The 19,220-nt window shown below is 74.5% G+C and carries 18 protein-coding genes; 6 read left to right on the plus strand and 12 right to left on the minus strand.

What is annotated here, in order from left to right:
- Positions 1 to 8 precede the first annotated feature (8 nt).
- The 9 genes from IH80_RS0114000 to IH80_RS0114040 all read right to left on the minus strand — a co-directional run bounded on the left by IH80_RS0114000 (position 9) and on the right by IH80_RS0114040 (position 10,342).
- Positions 9 to 719: a GntR family transcriptional regulator gene (locus IH80_RS0114000; protein ID WP_037879876.1), complete on the minus strand. Its 711-nt coding sequence runs from the start codon at positions 717 to 719 to the stop codon at positions 9 to 11.
- 70 nt (positions 720 to 789) lie between these two features.
- Complete coding sequence (locus IH80_RS0114005; protein ID WP_030960539.1) at positions 790 to 1,698, minus strand: ornithine cyclodeaminase family protein; 909 nt, start codon at positions 1,696 to 1,698, stop codon at positions 790 to 792.
- A gap of 29 nt (positions 1,699 to 1,727) precedes the next feature.
- Positions 1,728 to 2,747 carry a proline racemase family protein gene (locus IH80_RS0114010; RefSeq protein WP_030960540.1) on the minus strand — a complete coding sequence of 340 codons (1,020 nt, stop codon included), beginning with the start codon at positions 2,745 to 2,747 and terminating at the stop codon, positions 1,728 to 1,730.
- Positions 2,744 to 3,748, minus strand: a complete 1,005-nt coding sequence (locus IH80_RS0114015; RefSeq protein WP_030960541.1) for a proline racemase family protein — start codon at positions 3,746 to 3,748, stop codon at positions 2,744 to 2,746. Before IH80_RS0114015 ends, IH80_RS0114010 begins: the two co-directional genes overlap by 4 nt.
- 20 nt (positions 3,749 to 3,768) lie before the next feature.
- On the minus strand, positions 3,769 to 4,683 hold the full coding sequence (locus IH80_RS0114020; RefSeq protein WP_030960542.1) for a dihydrodipicolinate synthase family protein: 915 nt from the start codon (positions 4,681 to 4,683) through the stop codon (positions 3,769 to 3,771).
- Between the two features lie 75 nt (positions 4,684 to 4,758).
- Complete coding sequence (locus IH80_RS0114025; protein ID WP_051809271.1) at positions 4,759 to 6,129, minus strand: NAD(P)/FAD-dependent oxidoreductase; 1,371 nt, start codon at positions 6,127 to 6,129, stop codon at positions 4,759 to 4,761.
- Between the two features lie 259 nt (positions 6,130 to 6,388).
- Positions 6,389 to 6,700, minus strand: coding sequence for a (2Fe-2S)-binding protein (locus IH80_RS0114030; RefSeq protein WP_078906505.1), 312 nt, complete (start codon positions 6,698 to 6,700; stop codon positions 6,389 to 6,391).
- Positions 6,700 to 7,875: an NAD(P)/FAD-dependent oxidoreductase gene (locus tag IH80_RS0114035; RefSeq protein WP_030960548.1), complete on the minus strand. Its 1,176-nt coding sequence runs from the start codon at positions 7,873 to 7,875 to the stop codon at positions 6,700 to 6,702. Before IH80_RS0114035 ends, IH80_RS0114030 begins: the two co-directional genes overlap by 1 nt.
- Positions 7,876 to 7,957: 82 nt before the next feature.
- Positions 7,958 to 10,342, minus strand: coding sequence for a collagenase (locus IH80_RS0114040; protein WP_030960550.1), 2,385 nt, complete (start codon positions 10,340 to 10,342; stop codon positions 7,958 to 7,960).
- A 174-nt stretch (positions 10,343 to 10,516) separates the two neighbouring features.
- Between IH80_RS0114040 and IH80_RS0114045 the strand changes: the two genes are divergently transcribed.
- The 4 genes from IH80_RS0114045 (at position 10,517) to IH80_RS40805 (ending at position 13,970) form a co-directional block, all read left to right on the plus strand.
- Positions 10,517 to 11,896, plus strand: a complete 1,380-nt coding sequence (locus IH80_RS0114045; RefSeq protein ID WP_030960552.1) for an aminopeptidase P family protein — start codon at positions 10,517 to 10,519, stop codon at positions 11,894 to 11,896.
- Positions 11,897 to 12,165: 269 nt separating this feature from the next.
- Positions 12,166 to 12,777, plus strand: coding sequence for a TetR/AcrR family transcriptional regulator (locus IH80_RS0114050; RefSeq protein ID WP_051809264.1), 612 nt, complete (start codon positions 12,166 to 12,168; stop codon positions 12,775 to 12,777).
- Positions 12,767 to 13,384, plus strand: a complete 618-nt coding sequence (locus IH80_RS0114055) for a hypothetical protein (protein ID WP_030960555.1) — start codon at positions 12,767 to 12,769, stop codon at positions 13,382 to 13,384. The genes IH80_RS0114050 and IH80_RS0114055 overlap by 11 nt, the downstream gene beginning before the upstream one ends.
- The gene (locus tag IH80_RS40805) at positions 13,377 to 13,970 is read left to right on the plus strand and encodes a GNAT family N-acetyltransferase (RefSeq protein WP_030960556.1); all 594 of its coding nucleotides are present in this window, start codon (positions 13,377 to 13,379) and stop codon (positions 13,968 to 13,970) included. Before IH80_RS0114055 ends, IH80_RS40805 begins: the two co-directional genes overlap by 8 nt.
- A 207-nt stretch (positions 13,971 to 14,177) precedes the next feature.
- Here IH80_RS40805 and IH80_RS44715 read toward each other — a convergent pair whose 3' ends face one another.
- From IH80_RS44715 to IH80_RS0114075, 3 genes are all read right to left on the minus strand, one after another.
- Entirely contained in the window at positions 14,178 to 14,588 is a 411-nt protein-coding gene (locus IH80_RS44715) for a hypothetical protein (protein ID WP_051809267.1), read from the minus strand.
- A 116-nt stretch (positions 14,589 to 14,704) separates the two neighbouring features.
- Positions 14,705 to 15,103 carry a RidA family protein gene (locus tag IH80_RS0114070; RefSeq protein WP_030960558.1) on the minus strand — a complete coding sequence of 133 codons (399 nt, stop codon included), beginning with the start codon at positions 15,101 to 15,103 and terminating at the stop codon, positions 14,705 to 14,707.
- The gene (locus IH80_RS0114075) at positions 15,100 to 16,278 is read right to left on the minus strand and encodes an acyl-CoA dehydrogenase family protein (protein WP_051809268.1); all 1,179 of its coding nucleotides are present in this window, start codon (positions 16,276 to 16,278) and stop codon (positions 15,100 to 15,102) included. Before IH80_RS0114075 ends, IH80_RS0114070 begins: the two co-directional genes overlap by 4 nt.
- 148 nt (positions 16,279 to 16,426) lie before the next feature.
- Between IH80_RS0114075 and IH80_RS0114080 the strand changes: the two genes are divergently transcribed.
- Positions 16,427 to 18,088, plus strand: a complete 1,662-nt coding sequence (locus IH80_RS0114080; protein WP_030960561.1) for an AMP-binding protein — start codon at positions 16,427 to 16,429, stop codon at positions 18,086 to 18,088.
- A 4-nt stretch (positions 18,089 to 18,092) separates the two neighbouring features.
- On the plus strand, positions 18,093 to 18,893 hold the full coding sequence (locus IH80_RS0114085) for a PaaX family transcriptional regulator C-terminal domain-containing protein (protein ID WP_030960562.1): 801 nt from the start codon (positions 18,093 to 18,095) through the stop codon (positions 18,891 to 18,893).
- The last annotated feature ends 327 nt before the right edge of the window (positions 18,894 to 19,220 follow it).

Raw genomic sequence — 19,220 nt, forward strand, 5'->3', positions numbered from 1 at the left:
AGGAATAACTAGAGGCCCGACCCGAGGACTCCTGCGGTGCGGCCGACCGGTTCGTCGCGGCCCTGGGCCCAGAGGGAGCGGACGTGGCCGAGGTGGCGCTGCATGCAGGCCTCCGCGGCCTTGGCGTCGCCGCTGATCATCAGGTCCAGCAGCTCCAGGTGCTCCTCGGCGGAGGAGACCAGCTTGCCCGCCTCGTCCAGGCCGGTCAGACCGTACAGGCGGGAGCGCTTGCGGAGGTCCCCGACCGTCTCCACGAGCCGTTCGTTGCCCGCGAGACCCAGCAGCGTGAGGTGGAAGCGGCGGTCGGCCTCCAGGTAGCCGATGAGGTTGTGCTCCCGGGCACTGGTGACGATCTCCAGCGCGATGGGGCGCAGTTCCTCCAGCTGCTCGGCCGTGGCCGTCTTGGTGATCCGGCCGATGGTCGGCACCTCGATCATGGTGCGCAGCTCGGTGTACTGGTCCAGGTCGCGCTCGCTGACCTCGGTGATCCGGAAGCCCTTGTTGCGCACCGGCTCGACCAGGCCCTCCCGCGCGAGGTCGAGCATGGCCTCGCGCACCGGGGTGGCCGACACGCCCAGTTCGGCCGCGAGGCCGGGCGCGGAGTAGACGCTGCCGGGGCGCAGCTCACCCGCTATCAGGGCGGCCCGGAGGGCGTGCCCGACCTGGTCGCGGAGTCGTTCCTGGGCCTTGATGAGGCTGTGCTGCTTCAGGTCACCCATGGTGTTTCCTCCGAGACCCCTACGCCTGCCGATGAGCAGAGGACCAGCGTACAATGTCACGTTGCGCTGCTCACACTGCGGCGGCCTCGTACAGCGCGACCGCCACGGCAAGATCTTCCCAGGCCATGCCCACACTCTTGAAGAGCTGTGGACAACCCCGTTCGCCTCCCCCCGGCGCTCGTCCGGCGACCAGGTCCGCGAGCGTGCCCGTGATGTGGCCCGGCCCGATGGCCCCCTCCGCCTCCGCGACGAGCAGATCACCGGCCTCCCGCAGCGCCGCCGCCCGCGACTCCACGTACACCGCCGCGCGTCGCACGAGGGCGGTGTCGGTCTCGCGGACGGTCGGCTCGTGCGATCCGACGGCCACGACCAGCGCGCCGGGCCGCACCAGCCGCCCGTCGAAGAGCGGCTCGCGGGCCGTGGTGCAGCAGACGACCAGATCGGCGTCGGCCACGTCCTGCGGGGTTCCGGTCCGGGCGGGCAGCCGCAGGGTGCGGGCGTGCGCGACGAGGCGCTCGGCCCCCTCCCGGTTGCGGGCGACCACCACGACCCCGGCCAACTCCCGCTCGGCGCGGACCGCTTCCAGGTGCCCGTACGCCTGCGGACCGGACCCGAAGAGCACCAGCCGCAACGGCCGGCCGGCCGGCGCCAGGTGGCGCAGCGCGAGTGCGGAGACGGCCGGGGTGCGCAGGGAGGTCAGGGCAGCACCGTCGAGCAGGGCCAGCGGACGCAGGGTGGGCCCGTCCAGCAGGAGGTAGGAGCCGGTGATGCGGGGCAGTCCGCGGGCCGGGTTACCGGGCGCGACCCCGGCGATCTTCACCCCGGCGTACGCCCCCGACGCGGCCGGCATCAGCAGCAGTTCGCCGTCGCCGGGCACGCCGATCGCGGAGCGCGGGGGGCAGCCCTCGGGGTCGAGGCCGCCGCGCAGGGCGGCGGCCAGGGCGTCGGCGGCGGCGGCCGGGCCGAGAGCCGCGGCCATGGCCGCGGCGCCGAGCTGGGGTATCCCCGTCACAGCAGGAACCCGGTGCCGAGGGCGTCGTACGGGTCCACGGCGAAGGCGTGTTCACCGGTGCGGTAGGCGGTGCCGGTGACCTCGGTGACCCCGCCCTCCAGCATCCGGCCGGTGAACACGGTGCCGGTGACGGACTCGTGCAGCAGGTCCTCGCCCGGGCCGAGCCGTCCGTCCTCGGCGAGCAGCGCGAGCCGCGCCGAGGTGCCGGAGCCGCAGGGCGAGCGGTCGATCTGTCCGTCGGCGAAGACGGTGACGTTGCGCTGGTGCGGCCCGAACGGGGTGTCGGGCAGCTCCTCGTGGAGGATCACCCCGTAGACCCCGGACAGGAGCGGGCCGTCGGGGTGCCAGGTGCCGGGATGGGTGGCGAGGGCGGCGCGGATCTCCTGTCCGGCGCGCACCAGCTCGGGCAGTGCGGCGCGCGAGACCTCCAGGCCCAGGTCGCGGGCGCGGACGGAGGCGTAGCAGGCGCCCGCGTGCGCGAGGTCCGCCTCGGCCAGCCCGAGCGAGGTGGCGACGGGGACCTTGCGGGCGCTCACCCGGGCCGGCACGTTGCGGAAGGTGACCCCGGTGGTGCGGCCGCCGCCGCGGTGGACGGTGGCGGTGACCCGCCCGGACGGTACGTCGATCCGCACCGGGACGTCCCCGTCGTCGGGGGCGGGGACCCGGTCGCTGTCCACGGCCCAGACCCCGAGGGCCATGGCGCCGTGCCCGCAGGCCGTGGAGTAGCCGTCCTTGTGCCAGAAGAGCACCCCGAGATGGGCCCCGTCGTCGTCGGGCGGCACCACGAACCCGCCGTACATGCCGGCGTGTCCGCGCGGCTCCTGCACGAGCGTCCGCCGTACGTCGTCCAGCGGGCCGCGGCGCGGCGCGGTGCCCGATCCGCCCGGGCCGATGGCGGTGGCACAGCGCTCGGCGACGGTGTCGCCGGGGACGGGCGGCATGCCCGCGGCGGCGGTGTCGACGATCCGGAAGGGCTCGCCGGCGGTGTGGTAGTCCACCGTTCGGACGGTGTTCACAGCAGGAAGCCTCCGGGGAAGGGGTCGGACGGGTCGAGGAAGTACTGCGCGGTGCCGGTGATCCAGGCCCGCCCGGTGACGGTGGGGACCACGGCGGGCAGTCCGCCGACGCTGGTCTCCTCGACCAGCCGGCCGGTGAACCCGGTCCCGATGAACGACTCGTTGACGAAGTCGGTGTCGAGGCCGAGGAGGCCGCGGGCGTGCAGCTGGGCCATCCGCGCGCTGGTCCCCGTACCGCAGGGCGAGCGGTCGAACCAGCCGGGGTGGATGGCCATGGCGTGCCGGGAGCGGCGGGCGTCGGAGCCGGGCGCGGCCAGGTAGACGTGCTTGAGTCCGGCGATGGAGGGGTTCTCGGGGTGGACCGGCCGGTCCGGTCCGGCGTTGACCGCGCCCATGATCGCCAGCCCGGCGGCGAGCAGGTCGTCCTTGCGGGCCCGGTCGAAGGGCAGCCCGAGGGCGTCGAGTTCGACGAAGGCGTAGAAGTTGCCGCCGTAGGCCAGGTCGTACGCGACGGTGCCGAAGCCGGGGACCTCGGTCTTCAGACCGAGGCCGACGCTGAAGGAGGGGACGTTGGTGAGGGTGACGGCGGTCGCCGCCCCGTCCTCCACCCGGACGTCGACGCTCACCAGCCCGGCCGGGGTGTCGAGCCGGACGGTGGTGACCGGCTCGACGACGGGCACCATGCCGGTCTCCACCAGGACGGTGGCCACCCCGATGGTGCCGTGCCCGCACATGGGCAGCAGGCCCGACACCTCGATGTACAGCACGCCGTAGTCGGCGTCGGGGCGGGTCGGGGGCTGCAGGACGGCACCGCTCATCGCGGAGTGCCCGCGCGGCTCGTACATGAGCAGGGTCCGGACGTGGTCCATGTGCTCGATGAAATGGAGCCGCTTCTCGGCCATGGTGGCACCGGGGATCACCCCGACTCCCCCGGTGACGACCCGGGTCGGCATGCCCTCGGTGTGCGAGTCCACCGCATGGTAGACGTGGCGCGTGCGCATCAGGCGTCCCCTCCAGCTGATTAGTTGAGGCCCTCGGCCAGGGCCTTCTCGGTGGCGGCGCGGACGGCGGCCTCGGTGTCGCCGGTGAGCGGGAAGCGCGGCGGACGCGTGGCGCCGCCGGGTCGGCCCGCCAGGTCCATGGAGAGCTTGATGGCCTGGACGAACTCGGTCTTGGAGTCCCAGCGCAGCAGCGAGTGCAGGGACTTGTAGAGCGGCAGGGCGGTGTCGAGGTCGCCGGCGACGGCGGCCCGGTAGAGGGTGGCGCAGGAGCGCGGCAGGGCGTTGGGGTATCCGGCGATCCAGCCGACGGCCCCGGCGAGGGCGAGTTCGAGGAGGACGTCGTCGGCTCCGATGAGCAGGTCCAGTCCCGGGGCGAGCTCGGCGATCTCGTAGGCGCGGCGCACGTCGCCGCTGAACTCCTTGACGGCGACGACGGATCCGTCGGCGTGCAGCCGGGCGAGCAGGGAGGGGACCAGGTCCACCTTGGTGTCGATGGGGTTGTTGTACGCGACGACGGGCAGCCCGGCGCGGGCGACCTCGGCGTAGTGGGCGCGTACGGTCTCTTCGTCCGCCCGGAAGGCGTTGGGCGGCAGCAGAAGGACCGAGCCCGCGCCGGCCTCGGCGGCCTGGTCGGCCCAGCGGCGGGCCTCCGCGCTGCCGTAGGCGGCGACGCCGGGCATGACGCGGGCACCGTCCCCGGCCGCCTCGACGGCGGTGCGCACGACGCGGGCCCGCTCCTCGTCGGTGAGGGTCTGGTACTCCCCGAGGGAGCCGTTGGGGACCACGCCGTCGCAGCCGTTGGCGATCAGCCAGGCCACGTGCTCGGCGTAGGCGTCGTAGTCGACGGTGAGGTCCTCGCGCAGGGGGAGCGCGGTGGCGACCATGATTCCGTGCCAGGGACGGGTGCGGGGCGCGGGGATGTGCGCGTTGGTCATGTGAGGCTCCCTAGTGTGGTGTGTGACATTTTACTAGTGGGTGCGGCGCGGCCACAAGGGCCGGGGCGCCCCTGATCAGCGGTCGGTGGCGGGAAGTTCGGCGAGATGGCCCAGCGGGACCGGGCAGGAGAAGGGCCGGCGGTCCGCCGCGGGCTCCGCCCCGGCCAGGGCCGCGACGGCCGGGCCGCACATCCGGCCCTGGCACCAGCCCATGCCCGCCCGGGTGAGCAGCTTGACGGTCCGGGCGTCCCGCGCCCCGAGCTCCTGCGCCGCCTCGCGGATCCGGCCGGCCGGGACCTCCTCGCAGCGGCACACGACGGCGTCGTCCCGGAGCCAGCCCGTCCAGCCCTCGCCGGGGCGGTGCGCGGCGGCCATGGCGTCGGCGAAGGCGCGCAGCCGGGCGCGACGGCGGGCGAGCCGTTCGGGGCGGCCGGTGCGAGGCGCGTCAGCCGCGGGCCGCAGCGCGGCCGCGACGGAGTACGCGACCAGCTCGCCCTCCGTCAGAGCCAGTTGGGCTCCGCCGATGCCGCCGGTCTCCCCGGCGGACCAGATGCCGGGGACCGAGGTGCGCTGTTCGGCGTCCACTTCCAGGGCGACGGTGCCGTCGGCGGACGGCCGGGTGGCGCAGCCGAGTCCGGTGGCGAGTTCGAGCTGGGGCACGAGCCCGTGGCCGACGGCGAGCGCGTCGCAGGGGATCCGGCGGGCGGTGCCGGGCAGCGGACGCCAGTCGCGGTCGAGCCGGGCCACCGTGACGGCCTCGATCCGGCCGGTGCCGTGGGCCTCGGTGACGGCGTGCCGGGTGAGCAGCCGGACGTGATGCCGGGCCAGCGCCCCGCCGTAGGAGGCGGCCTCGACGAGCTTGCCGGGGTTGCGCAGCAGGGTGGGCACGCGGCCCGCGTACGCGGTGTAGGCGGCGGCCTCCACCACGGCGGGCACGGTGGCTCCCGCAGCGGCGAGCGACCCGGCGACCGCGAGCAGCAGCGGACCGCTCCCGGCGACCACCACGCGCTTGCCGGGCAGCACCAGGCCGCCCTTGAGCATGGCCTGCGCGCCGCCGGCTCCCACCACTCCGGGCAGGGTCCAGCCGGGGAAGGGCAGTTGCCGCTCGTAGGCGCCGGTGGCGATGAGCACGGCGCGGGCGGCGACGGTCGCGGCCCGCTCGCCGGGGGCGTGGCCGGCGACGGCGTGCAGGGTCCAGCCGCCCTCCCCCGGCACCACCGTCCAGACGTGGTGGAGCGGGAGGTACGTGATCCGGCCGGCCGACTCGTGGGCGCGCAGGGCGGCTTCGCGGGTCGCGAACTCGGACCAGCCGTGGTGCAGGGCCTCGGGGCGGGCCGCGCCCAGGCCCGGCGCGGGGTGGCGGTAGAACTGCCCGCCGGGGCGGTCGCCCGTGTCGAGGACGGCGACCCGCAGCCCGAGCCCGGCGGCCGTGACGGCCGCGGCCAGCCCGGCCGGCCCGGCCCCGACGACGGCGAGGTCGACCGGTCCCGCCCCGACGGGCCCGGCCGCTCCCGCGGACTGCCCGGCGGGCGCGGGCCCGGCGTGCGCACCCGGCCCGGGAGGCGCCGACGGCCCGGGGAGAGCCGACGGCCGGTCGGCATCCGAGGGCGGCACGGACCGGGGTGGCCCTGCGGCGCGGGACGGCGCGTCGGCGGCCGGCTGCGCGGGCCCGCCCGGCTCCGCGGAGCGGAAGGGCTCGGTGGGGTCAGACGGCGAGGTCGGCACGGCCGGTTCCCTCCTGGGTGGTGACGGCGTCCCCCGGCCGGGCCGGGAGCAGGCAGGCGCGCTGGTTCGGCAGGCCGTTGACGGTGACGAGGCAGTCGTAGCAGCTGCCGATCCCGCAGAACGCACCGCGCGGCGCTCCGCCCTCGCGGGTGGTCCGCCAGGCGAGGATCCCGGCGGCCCAGAGCACCGCCGCGACGCTCTGGCCGTCCTGCGCGGGCAGTTCACGGCCGTCGAAGGTGATCTCGTACGCGGCCGCCGGGCTGCCGCCGACCAGCGAGCGGGGGCTGCGCATCAGGGGTGCTCCTCAGGGGTGTCGGCGGGGGCCGGGCCGGCGCCGAAGCGGTCCGGGCGGAAGGGGTGCAGCGGGAGCTCCGGGTCCGCTCCGGTCAGGGCGGCGGCGATCAGCAGGCCCGTGGCGGGGGCCAGGCCGATGCCCGCGCCCTCGTGGCCGCAGGCGTGCAGCAGGCCGGGGCTGCGCGGGTCCGGGCCGATGGCCGGGAGGTGGTCGGGCAGGTAGGGGCGGAAACCGTGGTAGGTGCGCAGGACCCGTACGCCCCCCAGTACGGGGAAGAGGGCCGCGGCCTGGGAGGCCAGCCGGCGCAGGGCCTCCGTCGACAGGCTCCGGTCGAAGCCGACCCGCTCGCGGGTGGCGCCGATCAGGACCGGCCCGGCGGGGGTGCCCTCGACCACGGCCGAGGACTGCAGGGCGGCGGAGCCGCTGGCGACGTCCGCGATGTAGTCGGCGGCGTAGACCTTGTGCCGGACCACCCGCGGCAGTGGTTCGGTGACCAGGACGAAGCCGCGGCGCGGGAGGACGGGCAGCTCCGTGCCGGCGAGCCGGGCGATGTGCGCCCCCCAGGTACCGGCCGCGTTGACCACGGCGGGGGCCAGGAGTTGGCGGCGCGTGGTGCGGACCCCCCGTACGGCGCCCCGGTCCCGCAGCACCTCCGTCACCTCCTCGCCGAGGAACGTCTCGGCGCCCGACGCGGCGAGCAGCCGAGCGGCCGCCTGTGCCGGCTGGACCTGGGCGTCCTGCGGGTAGTGGAATCCCCCCGCGAGGCCCGGGGCCAGGTGCGGCTCCAGGTCGTACAGGGCGTGGGCCGGCACCTCGACCGCGTCGACCCCGGCGGCGCGCTGCCCCTCGGCGAAGCTCGAGAGGGCCTTCACGGTGGCCTCGTCCGGCGCGACGACGAGCCCGCCCTTGGGCTCGTACTCGACCTCCGGCGGGAGGGCCCCGGCCAGTTCGGTCCACAGCCGCGCGGAGAGCAGGGCGAGGTCGAGCTCGGGGCCCGCCTCCTTGTCGGAGACGAGCAGGTTGCCTTCGCCGGCGCCCGTGGTGCCGCCCGCGACGGCGCCGCGGTCGACCACGGCCACGGAGAGTCCGGCGCGGGCCGCGTAGTAGGCACAGGCCGCTCCGACGACGCCGGCGCCGATGATCACGGCGTCCAGGGAGTGTCTCTTGAGCACGACAGTAATATGTCACATTCTTTAGTGCCTGCCCAGACCGGTCCCACGCTCCTCCTCGGGCGCGGGACCGGTCCGGAGCCCGTCAGCTGCGCAGCGGTCCCTCGCAGCTGTAACTCGAGGTTCCCGCGACCTTGTTGCTCCAGATCTCCAGCGGACCGAAGGAGCAGTTCATGTCGGCGAGGTTGTTGGAGGCGGCACCCGCCCGGTCGAGGATGAAGTAGTCGACCGTCTCCGACATGTCCTTGAAGTTCTGGTCGTCGTTGCGCCAGTTCTTCAGGTTCGCGGTGATCCGGCCCGTACAGGTGAAGCGGCGCTTGCCGGGGTCGCCGTTCTCCACGCAGTCCGGGGTGTTGTAGGTGGCGGCGGCGAAGGCCGACTTCACCGAGGCCAGCGCCGAGTCGCGCAGCTGGTCGTTGGGGGTGAAGGCGGTGTTCGGCACGAAGAGCTGGTCGACCTTGGCGATCTGCGCGTCCAGGAAGCGGTCGTAGTCGCGCTGGAGGTAGGTGTCCGATCCCATCCGGTGGCGCCAGGCGTCGTAGGCCGCGACGTCGTTGTTGCGCAGGTGGGTGTACATCTCGCGCAGCAGGCTGGGCTTCTCGGTCCATAGGAACTCGAAGAAGGTGCCGGCGTAGCTGTAGAAGCGGAATCCGTCGCCGTCGTAGGTGGCGTTCAGCAGCTGCTCGACGGTCATGCGCGGGCCGCCGCCGGCCGTGTCGCTGATGATGCTCTTCACGAGGGACTTGCGGACGGCTATGCCGTTGTCGCGGGTCGCGCCGTCGAAGAACTCGGCCGTGCCCTCGTCCATGGCGGTGGTGCGGTCGCTCTCGTACCAGGGGCCCTGGCCGAAGAAGCCGGGGACGGCGAAGCGGCCGTTGAGGTAGTGCGTGTACTCGTGACGGAAGAGCTCCTCGAGGGTGAGGGAGGAGTCCTGCGGGACGCGGCGCTGGTAGGTGTAGAAGGTGGCGCCGTTCTCGATGTAGATGCCGCCGTTGTTGGTGTCGTAGCCGGTCAGGATCGGGTGGTAGTTCACATAGTCGGCGCGGGAGCCGTAGAGCACGATGTTCAGCGTCGCGTTGGGGTCGCCAGCGAGCGGCTGGTCGGTCCCGAGGACGCGGTGGTACTGGGCCTTGACCTGCTTGCTCGCGTAGTAGAGCTGGTCGACGGTGGCGCGGTCCAGGCCGGTGCGGACCTTGATGGCGCCGTTGTCGTAGGTGTAGGTGTGGGGGAAGAGCTGCTTCTCTATGTCCTCCTTGCACACCCCGTACGGCTTGCAGGCCTCGTAGAAGTTGAGCCAGGAGACGACCTTGGCCCACGGCTCGCTGCCGTCGCCGAAGCCGGCCTTCAGCGGCCCGAGCATCGCGCCGAGGTCGGCGACGACCTGGTCGCGCAGGCCCTGGACCTGGCCGAAGCGGGCGTACTCGCTGAGCGCGTCGCGCACCACCCAGGCGTTGGCCGTGCCCTTGAGGTGCGTGTAGCCGGCGAAGGCCTTGAAGGCGGCGCGGTAGGCGGGGTCCGCGGCCACGGCGGCGTGGAAGGCGGTGTCCTGGTTGCCCGGGTAGACGCCGAGGTAGTTGGTGGAGAGGGCGGCGAGCACGGCGCCCGCCCAGGCGGGGTCGAGGTGGGTGGCCGGGTGGGCCTGGTCCATGGTGGCCAGGACCTTCTTCACCAGGCCGAGCTGGTGCTGGCGCAGGCCGGGACCGGCGGCGTAGAGGGCCTCGCGCAGGGTGCGGGCGTTGGTGGGGGTGACGTCGAAGGTCCGGGCGGCGTTGCCGTAGTCGTCGATGGCCTTGCGTATCGCGGCGGTGGTCGGGGCGTCGGTGACGTCGATCTCGTCGCGCGAGAAGTCGTGGTAGGCGACGGCGTGCAGGTACGTGAACATCTCCTCCAGGTGCGAGGAGTTGCGGCCGTCGTGGGCCGCGGCCAGGGCGGATATCCGGCGGGACACGGCCTGGACGTGCGCGTCCGACATCACGGGTGCCAGCCGGGCGTCCCAGGTCCAGATCAGGCCCCGCAGACAGCCGTCGGCCAGGACGGCCTGGTCGGCGAGGAAGTCCGCGAACTGCTCGGGGGTGAGGTTCGTGATCCCGTCGAGGGTGCAGGGAACGCCCGCGGCGACGCTCTTCGCGGTGGGCGCCGACTTGGCCGCCGTGCCCCGTTTCTCCAGGTCCTGGGCGGGCGCACTGGCCGGGGCCGCGCCGGGGACCTGGCCGGAGATGTTCAGGCCGCCCGGGGCGGGGGCGGGCGCCGGGGCGTTGTCCTTCGCGTCGGCGAAGCGGTCGACCTCGTCGAACGGGTTCCCCGTGGGGCCGTGGGCCGCGGTGGCGGGGACGGCGGCCGGAGCGCCGGTGAACGCGGCGGGGGCCGCGGACTCGGCCGCCTGCGTGGTGCCCTGTGCCGCGGTGGCGAGAAGGGTCACCGCTACGGCGGAGGCGAGGAGGGAAGAGCGCACAGCTCTGTGCTTGAGCACCGAGAACTCCTGTTCGGAGAGTGTGAGGTGGGGGGTGGTGCGTGAACTGCCCTGCGTCACGCGGCGTTTGACGGGGATTAACGTGCCGCGGTGTGAGCTGTAACATAGTAATGTGAAATTGCACTGACAAGACCTGTGCGCCCACCAGTTCGCGTCTTCCGTGAAGGAGCCCCCGTGACCGACACCCCCGCCCGCCTCAACACGGGCAGTCACGACCGTCCGGTGTCACCGGAGTTGTCCCGGTTCATGGCGGGCGGATGGGCCGCCTCCCCGCTGCCCGCCTCCGCACGGGTCGCGGCCCACGGCGTCACACCGGCCCGCCGGGCGCGGCTCTCGGCGCGCTTCCCGGGCGAGCGGCTGATCGTCCCGGCCGGCGAGCTGAAGGTCCGCTCCAACGACTGCGACCACCGGTTCCGCCCGCACAGCGCGTACGCCTGGCTGACCGGCCTCACCGGCGAGGACCAGGCCGGCCACGTCCTGGTCCTGGAACCGTCGGGCCCGCACGCGCACGAGGCCGTGCTGTACCTGCGGCCCCGCTCGCCGCGCGCGGACGGGGACGGGGAGTTCTACCGGGACCGCCGCTACGGGGAGTTCTGGGTGGGCCGCCGCCCGGACCTGGCGGAGGCCGAGCGCCTCACCGGCATCCGCTGCGCCCACCTGGACGCCCTCGGCTCGCCCGCGGGTCGCAACGCCGCCGCCGACGCGGAGCTCGCCGCGGCCCTCTCGGAGCTGCGCCTGGTGAAGGACGCCTGGGAGGTCGAGCAGCTCCAGCTGGCCGTCGACCACACGACCGCGGGCTTCGAGGACGTCGTACGGGCCCTGCCGCGCGCGCTGGCGCACCCGCGCGGTGAGCGCTGGATCGAGGGTGTCTTCGGCCTGCGCGCCCGGGCCGAGGGCAACGGCACCGGCTACGAGACGATCGCCGCCTCGGGCGCCCACGCCTGCACCCTGCACTGGATCCGCAACGACGGCCGCCTGAACGGCGACGAACTGCTCCTCCTGGACGCGGGCGTGGAGACGGACACCCTCTACACCGCGGACATCACCCGCACCCTCCCGCTGTCGGGCCGCTTCTCGCCCGTCCAGCGGCAGGTGTACGAACTGGTCCTCGCCGCCCAGGAGGCGGGCATCGCGGCCCTGCGTCCCGGAGCGAGCTTCGGGGACTTCCACCGCGCCGGCATGCGGGTGATCGCGGAGGGCCTGGCCGACTGGGGCGTCCTGAAGGACGCGGAGGGCGACCTGCACCGCCGGTACACGCTGTGCAGCAGCGGGCACATGCTGGGGCTCGACGTGCACGACTGCGCGAAGGCGCGGGCGGAGACCTACCTGGACGGGGTCCTGGAGGAGGGCCAGGTCCTGACGGTGGAACCGGGCCTGTACCTCCAGCCCGACGACGAGACCCTTCCGGCCGAACTGCGGGGCATCGGCGTCCGCATCGAGGACGACCTGGTGATCACGGCGGACGGCGCCCGCCTGATGTCGGGCGCACTGCCGCGCACGGTCGCGGGGATCGAGGACTGGATGGGCCGCCTCCTGGAGGGCGGCCGGGGGTAGGGCCTCCCGTCAACCCGGCGCCGGCCGCGCAACACCGGCGGACGTGACGCGCTCCTGCGCGGCCGGCGGTGCGGACGAGGAGGCGGGGCCGCCCGCGGGAATGGCGCCACTGACGGGCCACCCTGCGAGCACGCGGACGCCGGCCGGGCCGGACCGATCGGCCGGGAGGTGTTCCTGCGTTCCCTTCCACCCCTACCGCCTCGACCGGCAGACCCGGAGACCAGTGGGGTGTACTAGCGGTACACCCCACTGGTGCGTATGATCGGTCCATGCCTCTTCCCCGGTTCGACCGCCTGCCCGCCGAACGCCGGGAGCACATCCTGGGAGTCGCGCGTCGGCACTTCGCCGAGCACGGCGCCGAGGGTGCCTCCTACAACAAGATCATCGAGGCGGCAGGGGTCTCCAAGACCGCCGCCTACCACTACTTCGACGGCCGGGACGACCTCCTCACCGCCGTCCTCGACGGAGTCCTCGACCGGCTGCTCGACGCCCTCGGGCCCTGGGAGCCGGCCCGCGACGCCGACGACTTCGGCGCCCGGTTCGCCGCCGGTTCCGCCGCCCTCGCCACCCACCTGGGCGACCACCCCGCGGACCTGGCCCTCGCCGACGCCGCCATCGGCCGCGCCTCCGGCGGCCCGTGGCTCGACTGGTTCGGCGCCCTGGTCGCCGACGGCCGGCGGATCGGACTGATCCGCGACGACGTGGACCACGCGCTGATGGTGTCGGCGACCGCGGCGGTCGTCCGCGCCGCCGACGCCTGGGCCCTGGCCCTCATGACGACGGCGCCCGGCACGGGCGATCCGGGGGCGCAGCTGTGGACCCTGCTGCGCGGCCTGTGGGGCGCGACCGCCGCCGGACAGGAGCCGCGCGATGCGCACTGACCTGCGGATCTCCTGGGACATACCGGCCACCCCACCCGGTCTCGCCGGCCGTCTGGAACGGTTCATGGGCCCGGGCAAGTCCCGTTCCGAGACCGTGGTGGAAACCGTCGGCCTCCTCGGCTGCGCGGCGCTCCTGGCCACCGGGGTGTGGAACTCGGGGGCCGCCCGCGACTGGTCCACCGCCCAACTCGTCGTGGTGGCCCTGGCCGGACTCGACCTGATCGGCGGCGTGCTGACCAACGCCACCAACGCCGCCAAGCGCTGGTACCACCGGGCCGACCCCGCGGCCCGGCGCGCCCGGCTGCTGTTCGTCTCGGCGCACCTGGTCCACCTCGCCGCGATGGGACTGTTCGTCCTCGTCGGCGACGTCGAGTGGACCCTGGCCAATGCCGCACTGCTCCTCGGCGGGGCGGTTGCCGTGGAATTCGCGCCGGTCCGGCTGCGGCGGCCGGTGGCGATGGCCGTACTGATGGCGGCCGTCCTGATCAACCTGTTCTGGCTGCCGGTGCCCCTGGCGCTCGCCTGGTTCGCGCCGCTGTTCTTCCTCAAGCTGCTCGTCTGCCACCTCGTGCCCGAGGCTCCGCTGGAGGCAGGGCGCGATGACTGAGGCTCCGTGGCGGATCGAGGCCGATCCCGAGCCGGGCGCCTGCGCCGACCTGCTGGCCGCCGCGTTCGCCCGGGAGCCCGCCGTCACCTGGATCTGCGGCGGCTCGGTCTCGGCACGCACCCACTGGTTCCGCAACACCGTGCGCACCCACGCCGGCCTCGCCGGTGCCCGCCGCACAGCGCTCTCGGACGCCGACGGCCGCCTTCTGGCAGCAGCCGTCCTCACCCCGCCGGGCGCGACGCCGTCCGCCGGGGCCCGCGCGCTCTGGGCGGCCCGCACCCTGCTGCGCTCCGGGCCGCGGGCCCTCGGGCGAACGCTGCGCTACCTGGGCGCCACCGAGGGCGGCGCTCCGGCGGGCGCCTGGACCCTGGAGTTCATCGGGGTGCGCCCGGCCCTCACGGGCCGCGGAGCGGGCCGCGCCCTGCTGGACCACGTCCTGTCGGCGGTCCCCGCCGAGGCGGGGGTCTGCCTGACGACGGCGGACCCGTCGAACGTCGGGCTTTACCGGCACTTCGGCTTCTCGCCCCTCGGGGAGGCGGAAGTGGGGCCGCTGACGGTCACGTCGATGGCGCGGCGGAATCGCTGAGGGCGGTTGCGCCGTGCGGTTGCGTGGTGCGGGGCTCGCCACCTCGCGGCCGGAGACCGAACCGGCCAGGCCCCCCAGCGCCACCTGCACCAGCAGGTCACCGGCCTCCAACCCCTCCTTCTCGACGCGGGGGCGTCGGCGGAAGTCCGGGGGCTGGGGCGCTGGAGGGAGGCGGGACGGATCAGAGGGAGGCGGCTGCGTTGCGGATCAGGTCCAGGACCGCCTCGGGGCGGGACAGCATCGGGACGTGGGCCGAGGCGACCTCGACGGACGTGGCGCCCATGCGCTGGGCGGCGAACCGCTGAAGTTCGGGTTGACGGCCCGGTCCTGCGTGGTGATCAGGAACCAGCTCGGCTTGGACCTCCAAGCCGCGTCGTCCACCGTGGACCCCAGGACCTCCTCGCGCGGAGCGCCCTGCGTCGCCCACACCACTCGCTGTTCCGCCTCGGGCAGGTCACCGACGAAGTCGGAGATGCCGTCACGGGAGATCCAGATGCGGCCCTCCTCGTTGTCGAGGCGGGAGAAGAGCGGCGGCGCGTCGAACTTGCCGATCAGGTCCTGCGGGGTCTCGCCCGCGTCCGGGGCGAGCGCGGCGATGCAGACGGGCCGGGGAGACATGCCGGCGGGGCGGCCGCTCCACACCGCGCCGAGACCGCGTCGGCGCAGCCGCCCCGGCCCCGCCGGCGTGTGGGGCGCGGGTTCCGGGGCGGAGCCCGGGGAACGGGCGGCCGGGGCTACGGGAGGACCGCCACCCCGTCGAGTTCCACCATGACCTGGTCGTCCCAGAGGCGGACCACGCCGATGACGGCCATCGCCGGGTAGTCGCGGCCCGCTGCCCTCCGCCAGATCCGGCCCAGTTCGGCCGCATGCGTCCGGTACGCGGCCACGTCGACCGCGTAGACCGTCACCCGGGCCAGGTCCGACGGCGCACCGCCCGCCGCGGCCAGGGCCGACAGGAGGTTCGCCAGGGCCGTCTCGAACTGCTCCGGCAGGGTCTCCCCCACCACCTTGCCCGCGCCGTCCAGCGCGGTCTGTCCCGCCAGGAACACCATCCGCGAGCCCGTGGCCACCACCGCGTGCGAGAAACCCGACGCCGGCGACAGTTCCGCCGGGTTGATCCGGTCGAGGCTCATCGCCCGGCCACCTCCCCCACCGCGCCGGGCACCGACGCCGGCACCGTCACCGGCGCGCCCAGCGCCCCGTACAGCTCCTTCGCGATGATCGTGCGCTGCACCTCGCTCGCCCCCTCGTAGATCCGCGGCGCCCGCACCTCCCGGTAGAGGTGTTCCAGCAGGTGCCCGCGCCGCAGCGCGACCGCTCCGTGCAGCTGGACCGCGTGGTCCACCACGTACTGCGCGGTCTCCGTCGCCAGCAGCTTCGCCATCGCCGCCCGCCGCGGCACGTCCGCCGCGCCCCGGTCGTACGCCCCCGCCGCCGCGTACACCAGGAGCCGGGCCGCCTCCGTGCGGGTGGCCATCTCGGCCACCCGGTGCGCCACCGCCTGGAGGTCGCTCAGCGTGCCGCCGAACGCGGACCGCCCGGCCGTGTGGGCGAGCGTCGCGTCCAGCGCGGCCCGGGCCATCCCCACCGCGAACGCGCCGACGCTGGGCCGGAAGAGGTTCAGGGTGTCCATGGCGACGCGGAAGCCCCGCCCCGGTTCACCGAGCAGGTCCTGCGGGCCGACCGGGACCCCGTCGAAGCGGAGCGACCCGATGGGGTGCGGGGAGAGCATGTCCAGCGGCTCGCCGGTGAGCCCGGCGCGGTCCGCGGGGACCAGGAAGGCCGACACCCCCTTCGCCCCCGGCCCTTCACCCGTCCGGGCGAACACGGTGTAGAAATCCGCCTCGGGCGCGTTGGAGATCCAGCACTTCTCCCCGCTGAGCCGCCAGCCGCCCGCCGGATCGGGGTCCGCGGCCAGCGCCAGAGCCGCCGCGTCCGAGCCCGCCCCCGGCTCGCTCAGCGCGAAAGCGGCCACCGCCCGCCCGGCCCGCACCCGCGGCAGCCACCGCTCCCGCTGCGCCTCGCTCCCCGCCCGCAGGACCGGGTGGGCCCCCAGCCCCTGCAGGGCCAGCGCGGTCTCGGCCTCCGTGCACCCGTAGGCGAGGGACTCCCGCAACAGGCACAGTTCCAGCGCGCCCGAGGCGAACACCCGCTCCAGCAGGCCCAGCTCACCCAGGGCCGCCAGCAGCGGCCGGTTGACCCTGCCCGGTTCCCCCTTCTCCGCCAGCGGCCTCAGCCGTTCGGCCGCCAGTGCGCGCAACCGCCCGCACCACTCCTCCTGGTCCACCCCGAGCGCGAATCCGGTCATCCGAACATCCCCGCATCTATCGCGTCCTGTTGACTGCCGTCACCATCACGATACGCTCCAGGGAGTACCTCCCGGCGGTCGCCGGGAGAAACGACCGCACGGCCGGCCCCACCCCACTCCGGACCGCTGCAAGGGGGGCGAACCCGCCTTGGACCTCAAGCCTTCCGCTCACGTCGACACCTTCGCCCGCGACCACCTGCCACCCGCGGACGCCTGGCCGGAACTGCTCTTCGAGCTGCCCGAACTGGCCTATCCGGACCGGCTGAACTGCGGCGCCGAGCTGCTCGACGCCACCATCGCCCGGTTCGGCCCCGACGGCGCCGGCCGCCCTGCGTTCCGCGACGGCACCGGCGCGGTGTGGACGTACGGCGGTCTGCGCGACCGCGTGGACCGCCTCGCCCACGTGCTCACCTCCGACCTCGGTGTCGTCCCCGGCAACCGGGTCCTCCTGCGCGGCCCCACCGGCCCCTGGCTCGCCGCCTGCTGGCTCGCCGTCATGAAGGCGGGCGCGGTGGCCGTCACCGTGCTGCCCCAGCAACGCGCCCAGGAACTGGCGACCGTGTGCGCGATGGCCCGCGTGCAGCACGCCCTGTGCCATGCGGACGTGCTGGACGACCTGGTGAAGGCCGAGGTGCCGGGGCTGCGGATCACCCCCTACGGCGGCGGCACCCCCGACGACCTGCTCCGGCTGGCGGAGAGACACGCCGGACGGCCCTTCGCGGCCGTCCCGACCTCCGCCGACGACGTCGCCCTGATCGCCTTCACCTCCGGGACCACCGGGCGGCCCAAGGGCTGCATGCACTTCCACCGCGACCTGCTCGCCGTCGCCGACACCTTCTCCCGCCACGTGCTGCGGCCCCGGCCCGACGACGTCTTCGCAGGCAGTCCGCCGCTCGGCTTCACCTTCGGCCTGGGCGGGCTCGTCGTCTTCCCGCTACGCGCCGGCGCGTCCGCGCTGCTGCTGGAGGACGCGGTGCCGCGCCGGCTGCTGCCGGCGCTCGCCCAGCACCGGGTGACGGTGCTCTTCACCGCGCCGACCGCCTACCGGACGATGCTGGACGCCCTCGGCCCGTACGACGTGGGCATGTACGACCTGTCCTCGCTGCGCCGCTGCGTCTCGGCCGGGGAGAACCTGCCGGCCGCCACCTGGCGGGCCTGGTACGAACGCACCGGACTGCGCATCGTCAACGGCATCGGGGCGACCGAGCTGCTGCACATCTTCATCTCCGCCGCCGACGAGGACATCCGTCCCGGTACCACCGGGCGGGTGGTACCGGGCTGGGAGGCCCGTGTCGTGGACCGGGCCGGCCGGGCGGTCGCCGACGGCGAACCGGGCCTGCTGGCCGTGCGCGGCCCGGTGGGCTGCCGCTACCTGGCCGACCCCCGCCAGGCGGAATACGTACGGGACGGCTGGAACCTGACCGGCGACACCTACGTACGCGACGGTGAGGGCTACTTCCGCTACGTCGCCCGGGCCGACGACATGATCGTCTCGGCGGGCTACAACATCGCGGGCCCCGAGGTGGAGGAGGCCCTGCTGCGCCACCCGGACGTGCTGGAGGTCGCGGTGGTGGGCCGCCCGGACGAGCGACGCGGGCAGATCGTCGTGGCGTACACCGTCCCCCGGGAGGGGGTGGTGCTGACGGAGGACGCTCTGCGCACCTTCATGCGGGCGGAACTGGCCCCGCACAAGTGTCCGCGCTCGTTCGTCTTCCTGCCGGCGCTCCCGCGGACCGCCACGGGCAAGCTCCAGCGCTTCCGGCTCCGCGATCAAGGAGCGGGGCCCGGCGGGTCCGACGGCCTAGAGTGAAACCGTGGTCGAGCAACACACTCCGCGATCCCTGATCGTCACGTTCTACGGAGCCTACGGGCGGGCCTTCGAGGGGCCGGTCCCGGTGTCCGCGCTGGTCCGCCTGCTGGGCGCGGCCGGCGTCGACGCGCCGTCGGTCCGCTCGTCGGTGTCCCGGCTGAAGCGGCGCGGCTTCCTGCTGCCGGCGCGCGCAGCGGACGGCGCGGCGGCGTACGAGCTCTCCGGCGAGGCGCGCCGGCTCCTGGAGGACGGCGACCGCCGCATCTACGGCAGCCCGGAGCCCTCGGACGAATGGCTGGTGGCGGTGTTCTCCGTGCCGGAGCAGGAGCGGCACAAGCGGCACCTGCTGCGCTCGCGGCTGGCCGGGCTCGGCTTCGGATCGGTGGCGCCGGGCGTGTGGATCGCCCCGGCCCGGCTGGCCGAGGAGACGGCGCACACGCTGGAGCGGCTGCACCTGACGCCGTACGTGGAGCTGTTCCGCGGCGGCCACCTCGGCTTCGCCCCGACCGCCGAGGCGGTGTCCCGGTGGTGGGACCTGGCCGCGCTGGCCAAGCAGCACGAAGAGTTCCTCGACCTGCACGAGCCGGCTCTGCGCGCGCTCCAGTCGGGCCCCCGGCCCACGCCGGAGGAGGCCTACCGCGGCTACCTCCTCGCGCTGGACAGCTGGCGCCGCCTGCCGTACGCCGACCCTGGCCTGCCGCGCGAACTGCTCCCGGCGGACTGGCCGGGTGACCGGGCGGCGGCCGTCTTCACCGAACTCCACACCCGCCTGCGGGACATCGGCTCCGAGTTCGTGGACCTGTAGCGGCTGGGTGCGCTGAGGCTCCCGCCGGGGGCGGCCACTGTCCCGGCGGGGCGGTGGTGCCCTGCGGCTCCCGCCGGGGGTGGCCACTGTTCTTGCCGGGCGGGGGTGCCCTGCGGCTCTTGCCGGGGGTGGCCACTGTTCTTGCTGGGCGGGGGTGCACGGTGTGGGGCGGTGCCCCGGCGGAATGTCTCCTCGGCTCGGCGCGTGCGGCCTTGTCGTGGGCAGGCGGGCTGGGTCGCGCGCTCGTCCTGCGGGGACACTCCGCCGTGTCCCCGCCCCTTGCGGTGGTGTCGTGCCCGGACAGCCGCTGCGTTGCCGGAGCGGGAG

The sequence above is a fragment of the Streptomyces sp. NRRL S-378 genome, assembly GCF_000720645.1.
In the GTDB taxonomy this organism is placed as follows: domain Bacteria; phylum Actinomycetota; class Actinomycetes; order Streptomycetales; family Streptomycetaceae; genus Streptomyces.

What these genes read in the sequence shown, in the direction of transcription:
- IH80_RS0114000 (WP_037879876.1), bottom strand. Translation starts at nt 719, where the DNA reads ATGGGTGACCTGAAGCAGCACAGCCTCATCAAGGCCCAGGAACGACTC.
- IH80_RS0114005 (WP_030960539.1), bottom strand. Translation starts at nt 1,698, where the DNA reads ATGGCCGCGGCTCTCGGCCCGGCCGCCGCCGCCGACGCCCTGGCCGCC.
- IH80_RS0114015 (WP_030960541.1), bottom strand. Translation starts at nt 3,748, where the DNA reads ATGCGCACGCGCCACGTCTACCATGCGGTGGACTCGCACACCGAGGGC.
- IH80_RS0114020 (WP_030960542.1), bottom strand. Translation starts at nt 4,683, where the DNA reads ATGACCAACGCGCACATCCCCGCGCCCCGCACCCGTCCCTGGCACGGA.
- IH80_RS0114030 (WP_078906505.1), bottom strand. Translation starts at nt 6,700, where the DNA reads ATGCGCAGCCCCCGCTCGCTGGTCGGCGGCAGCCCGGCGGCCGCGTAC.
- IH80_RS0114050 (WP_051809264.1), top strand. Translation starts at nt 12,166, where the DNA reads ATGCCTCTTCCCCGGTTCGACCGCCTGCCCGCCGAACGCCGGGAGCAC.
- IH80_RS0114055 (WP_030960555.1), top strand. Translation starts at nt 12,767, where the DNA reads ATGCGCACTGACCTGCGGATCTCCTGGGACATACCGGCCACCCCACCC.
- IH80_RS40805 (WP_030960556.1), top strand. Translation starts at nt 13,377, where the DNA reads ATGACTGAGGCTCCGTGGCGGATCGAGGCCGATCCCGAGCCGGGCGCC.
- IH80_RS44715 (WP_051809267.1), bottom strand. Translation starts at nt 14,588, where the DNA reads ATGTCTCCCCGGCCCGTCTGCATCGCCGCGCTCGCCCCGGACGCGGGC.
- IH80_RS0114070 (WP_030960558.1), bottom strand. Translation starts at nt 15,103, where the DNA reads ATGAGCCTCGACCGGATCAACCCGGCGGAACTGTCGCCGGCGTCGGGT.
- IH80_RS0114075 (WP_051809268.1), bottom strand. Translation starts at nt 16,278, where the DNA reads ATGACCGGATTCGCGCTCGGGGTGGACCAGGAGGAGTGGTGCGGGCGG.